The following is a 4,555-nucleotide window of genomic DNA, read 5'->3' as shown; positions in this document are numbered from 1 at the left end:
TGAATTGGACTTGTCTCAATCTACGCCGCGGCAGCAACCGAGACTGACCGCCAAATCATACAGAAAGTGACTGTTTCGTGGCGCTCAGGCAGCACTCTCTCGCCTCGTTCGGGAAGTAACGACATCCAAAGACAACTTTCGAGGGCAGGGGACACGATCTTGATCAAGTCGAGATTCAATCGGAAGTACCGACTAGCAACGGTCCAGTCGATCTGCTGCTAAGGCTTGACGACGAATGGTTCATTTGTATCGAACTGAAGGTCAACTCGCCAGAGACAGGCGAACAGACAGCTCGTTACGCGACCGCAACGAGCCTCGGTGATGTTGTGGTGAGCGAATTTGATGGGACAGGCGAGTATCTGTATCTCGCTCCAGAGAACGCCTCAGAACCATCGTCCGATGAATTCGTCGAGATTTCCTGGCGAGAGGTCGTTACCCACCTCGAAGATGTACTCAAGGAAGGACATGGACAGTATCCAGCGAAGAGCACTGCACAACTGGCTGATTTCCTCGATACAATCAAACGAGAACTTAACATGACTAATAGTGACGATATTTCGACTGAGACAGAACTGTACATTGAGCACCATGATATGATCGACCGCCTCAAAGGTGCCTATGAAACAGATAAAAAGACGCTCTTCCGTGATCTCAAGCAAGCGTTTTTCGCTGAGGGTGACGTTGATCCCGAGGAGTGGGAAGTAAACAATCGACCGACGAGATATATCAACTTCTACAAAGCACCCTGGCAGAACCTAGACACTGGGACCAGCATTGAGTACGAACCGCACATTCATCTGAAACGCGATCATCCACGAATCCGACTACGTCTGGATATTGAGCATGGTGACAAACACATGATCCGAGAGGAATTTAAGACTCAGCTGGGAGAGGAACGGCTTCAAGAACTTGAAGCCAACGGTTGGGAGGTCATTGATGGTAGCTATGCCTATCTTGCCAAGTCGGTCCCAATCCATTTCGAGAAATCGAATGAATCAGTGAGAGACGCAGCACATGAGCTCCATCAACTCCGGGAAATTGTCGAGCCCCACATCGAAACGGTTGCGGCCAATCATCAGCCCGACTAAACAGGAGGTTTGAAGACACCAAGAATTATCACACACCTGAATGTGAATTAGCAAACTCGATGTCCATCCCCTCGAAGCCATGACCGTGATTACTGCCTTGCAGGATGTGATTGATGACGCCGTCAACTACGATCCGTTCCTCGAGTACGCCGACGAATGACAGGAGCTCCTAACATCCCACTGGCGATCCCAGCCCCATTGAGCAACACTCCTGCGTCTCGCGCTCACCGTCACTGATCACACAGAAAGGGAGTGCCGTCGGAAAGGATTGGGATTGGAGCCTTGCAGCAGATCAAGTGGCACTCCAAGTGATCGCTCAATTGGAGTTGTCTTAATCACCCGTCAGATATGCGTCTGACTCATTCAGGCTGACTAACGCTAACTCTGCGGCGGCGCGAGATCGAGACGGCGCAGACAGCGGAGTTGCGTGAGTACGTGTATGAACACCACGGCGAGGGATATTCAGACACGAACTCCCTGTGGCAATCAGTCTAGCGACATTTCAACGGTGTCCCGGGCGTGGAGAAGAGTGGACACGGAGACTGGACGTACGCTGGCGACGAGGTTGCACATGAGCACCTGTGCGAGTAAGTCGTCAGCCGCTCTGTGGAAGGCTCACAAACCACTATTTCATATGTTCCGGTTTCGAGTTATTGTCGCGGCGTTGTCGGTCGATTATTCACTGGAAATAGTGGTGTGTGTTCAGTCATCTGGAATTGATGAAACTGGGGTGTATCCTGACCGGCGTCAGATTATTAACCAACAGGGCCAGGGTACGCCTAGTTTTGTTGGTTAATATCGGAATCTTTGGAGACCAGCTGTGTCAGCGTCTATCTCAGTAGCTTTCATGCGAAAATTGGAGTCTGTCTGCTGATTCGTGGCTTGGAAATTGATCAAGAGAAGTCCCGATTGTTCGAGATACCCAGTAATTCAAAGATGACTACTGCACAAGGAGTCGACGACTGATATTTTGTTTCCCGGCCACAATGAGTCCATATGAGCTTCGGTGTCTCGTGGCATACACTATTGGACCATCTTGCGGAACTACCCGATGATGCAACGCTGCTCAGCCCTCTTTCCAACGATCGGATTCAGATTGAGGATATTCAGGAACAACGAGTAATCGTCGAGTTTCTTGATCGTGATATCGACCCAGTGAGGCCACTCCAGCGCGAGCAGTTTGAGACACTCCATCGGCGCATCACCGACAGCGCTGGAGCGTTTGACCTCGACCGACTGCCTCCTGATGCCGATCCGTACCCTGCCGTGTTGAGTATCCATCCCCGGTTCGAAATCGACGAAGACGCAGGAGTTATTCGTGAACATGACGGACCGACCACCAGTCAGTTGCTCGAAATCGAGCAGACAGGTGACGAGAATGACAAAGATATCGACCGGAGTGAACCCGACCTAGAGGTCTATGCCGATTCCTTGCTGTTGATCGACGCCCTAGAGCGGCACGACCTCGACTCACTAACTGCGTTGGAGACAGAAGCACTCGTCAATCTGTATACGCTGTGTTCAGACGTCCAACGCAATACCGACAGTCTCCGCAAAGAGATTGCAGACGTGCTGCTGAATCGACTGCATCACGACCAACCGGTCAGTGGGCCGTTCGGCTCCGTCCAGCGGACCAGTCGCCAAAACAAGTCGCTGAAAGACGAACAGACCGTCATCGAACGACTTGAACAGGCAGGCGTCGACCGGGAGCAGGTCACCAGTCTCGATCGGAGTAAAGTCGACGACGCCCTCGACGTGACGGAACTCGCCGAATCCGATGTCTACGAGATCGACGAGAGTGAATACGTCCGGAAAGCCGATGTTGACGAACAACAAAAAGAGACGCGACTACAAGGGCTCAAGGACCAACTTGCCGCCAGCGATCACGACGAAGCTGCCGAGTTACGTGGGGAGATCGAGCAGTTAGAATCGCGGATTGAGGAGTTGACCAGCTTCCGTCGTGGCTCAGAGATGGAAGGGTGAGAGACGCTCTTTTGCGGCCCTGTCACGCTTGCTGTCCGGCGAATAACAGCGGAAACAGTGGTGTGTGTCTGTGACTGTGAGTGGGCACTAAGAACAGCGGAACTCACGGGTGGGTGGATCGATCTACCTGGAGCAGTGCGAGACCGGAAGTATAAGAACCAACTCGTTCTTAACCAACGAAATCCAGCGTTGTCTGTCCTTGTTGGTTAATATGCTGACGAGGAAATCGATTGGATTGTATTGAACGGGAGACATGCCGGTTCATTTCGGGATCCGATAACACCCGATTTCGTCGGAGCCACACTCGGGACATTCATTAGCATCCGAAGAGAGGTTCGTCCCGCACTGGCGGCACTCGGTGACCCTCTCTGTGTTCTCAGTGGAGAGCAGCCGAGCAACAAGTGCGCGGACGCTCATGAGTTATCCAATTCTGACGGCTCTGAATTAATTGTTCTGGTTGACTATCCCACGAAAACCCTGCATAGAACGCTACTAACCCACCAAAGTCTTATTTCTGATACCATTCAATGTTCGTGTGGAAGGAACACTGTCACACGCTCCTTCCATCCCCTTTCCATGCCCGACGACACACAGATACTCGGTTGCTGTCCGGATTGCGGTGACCGTATCCCGACTGCGTGGACTCTGGTTGAATACGAGAAGGATGATGGCACAGAAGCGGTCTGGGCCGAGTGTCCGGGGTGTGGGGACGTTGTCGCACCGAAGTGATGCACTCAAACTCTAATCGATGACCTCGGAATCCCTCCGCGAGCAGCCCGGGGATACAATCAAAGAGTGCTGGAACAGCTTAATCGGATTTTTCGATGAAATCGCTCGAACCGATTACCTGAACGGGTCTAGTCAATCCACTGGTACTCGGTTTGCTCCGCCTGTCGGAAATTTCGCTTCTTGATGATAACGTAGTGAGAGAGAACACCAGTACCGTGTCCTACGGTGGATTATGTCCTGCATTGAGTGGTGCATACGAGTCTGTGTGGTAGGCGACCCGCCAGAGTTTGAGGACGGCACGGGTGACCAACGCTTCTGGAGTCTGTCTGATACAAGACGCTTTGACCTCGTCTGGATCTGAACTCGCATCGGGCGGTGGATGATAGTGTTCTAATCCAGGGACATGAACATAGTCTCCTCCGTGAGGGTGCTTTCCCCAGCGGAAATTTATCTCGTCCGTGTCCGTGTAGTGGAACTTGTAATCATCCCGGGTCGTCCACTGAATCTCGATTTTGGCCTCGTCAGCATCACACAGTCCATCGTCGAAAGCAACTTCGAGAGCTGATGGATTGAGATAGTCATTAAGTTCGGGTGTCGCAAGTGGTTCCATCTCCTCGATAATACCACGAACGCTCATCTGTAGCGGTGGATACTTTCTCATGACTGGAGTTCGTAGTCTGCTACAGCATGGTCAGCAGAGAGAGCGTCAGCAAGGTGTTTCTGCCTGACAAAGAGGACTGTTTGGAGTACCTGCG

Annotated in this window: 4 protein-coding genes and 1 pseudogene; 3 read left to right on the top strand and 2 right to left on the bottom strand. The window is 52.0% G+C overall.

The features are described 5' to 3' along the window. Window positions 1-164: 164 nt before the first annotated feature. A pseudogene (locus tag EOW68_RS18120) lies at window positions 165-1,088 on the top strand (PDDEXK-like family protein); the annotation flags it as partial. Window positions 1,089-2,084: 996 nt separating this feature from the next. Further along, complete coding sequence (locus EOW68_RS18115; protein WP_128226557.1) at window positions 2,085-3,071, top strand: DUF7983 family protein; 987 nt, start codon at window positions 2,085-2,087, stop codon at window positions 3,069-3,071. Window positions 3,072-3,332: 261 nt separating this feature from the next. On the opposite strand, the gene EOW68_RS19060 is transcribed toward EOW68_RS18115, so the two are convergent. Then, window positions 3,333-3,488, bottom strand: a complete 156-nt coding sequence (locus tag EOW68_RS19060; protein ID WP_407040475.1) for a zinc ribbon domain-containing protein — start codon at window positions 3,486-3,488, stop codon at window positions 3,333-3,335. 159 nt (window positions 3,489-3,647) lie between these two features. Here EOW68_RS19060 and EOW68_RS19055 point away from each other — a divergent pair, with 159 nt between their 5' ends. After that, window positions 3,648-3,800 carry a DUF7837 family putative zinc-binding protein gene (locus tag EOW68_RS19055; RefSeq protein WP_407040476.1) on the top strand — a complete coding sequence of 51 codons (153 nt, stop codon included), beginning with the start codon at window positions 3,648-3,650 and terminating at the stop codon, window positions 3,798-3,800. A 220-nt stretch (window positions 3,801-4,020) separates the two neighbouring features. Here the strand turns inward: EOW68_RS19055 and EOW68_RS18110 are convergent, their stop codons facing one another. Continuing rightward, window positions 4,021-4,437 carry a toxin-antitoxin system TumE family protein gene (locus EOW68_RS18110; protein WP_431359059.1) on the bottom strand — a complete coding sequence of 139 codons (417 nt, stop codon included), beginning with the start codon at window positions 4,435-4,437 and terminating at the stop codon, window positions 4,021-4,023. Window positions 4,438-4,555: the final 118 nt, after the last annotated feature.

It is taken from the genome of Halovenus amylolytica (genome assembly GCA_004015825.1).
GTDB classification, from domain to species: Archaea; Halobacteriota; Halobacteria; order Halobacteriales; family Haloarculaceae; genus Halovenus; species Halovenus amylolytica.
The sequence above is the reverse complement of the archived record's forward strand: the minus strand, read 5'-3'. Positions and strand labels throughout refer to the sequence as shown.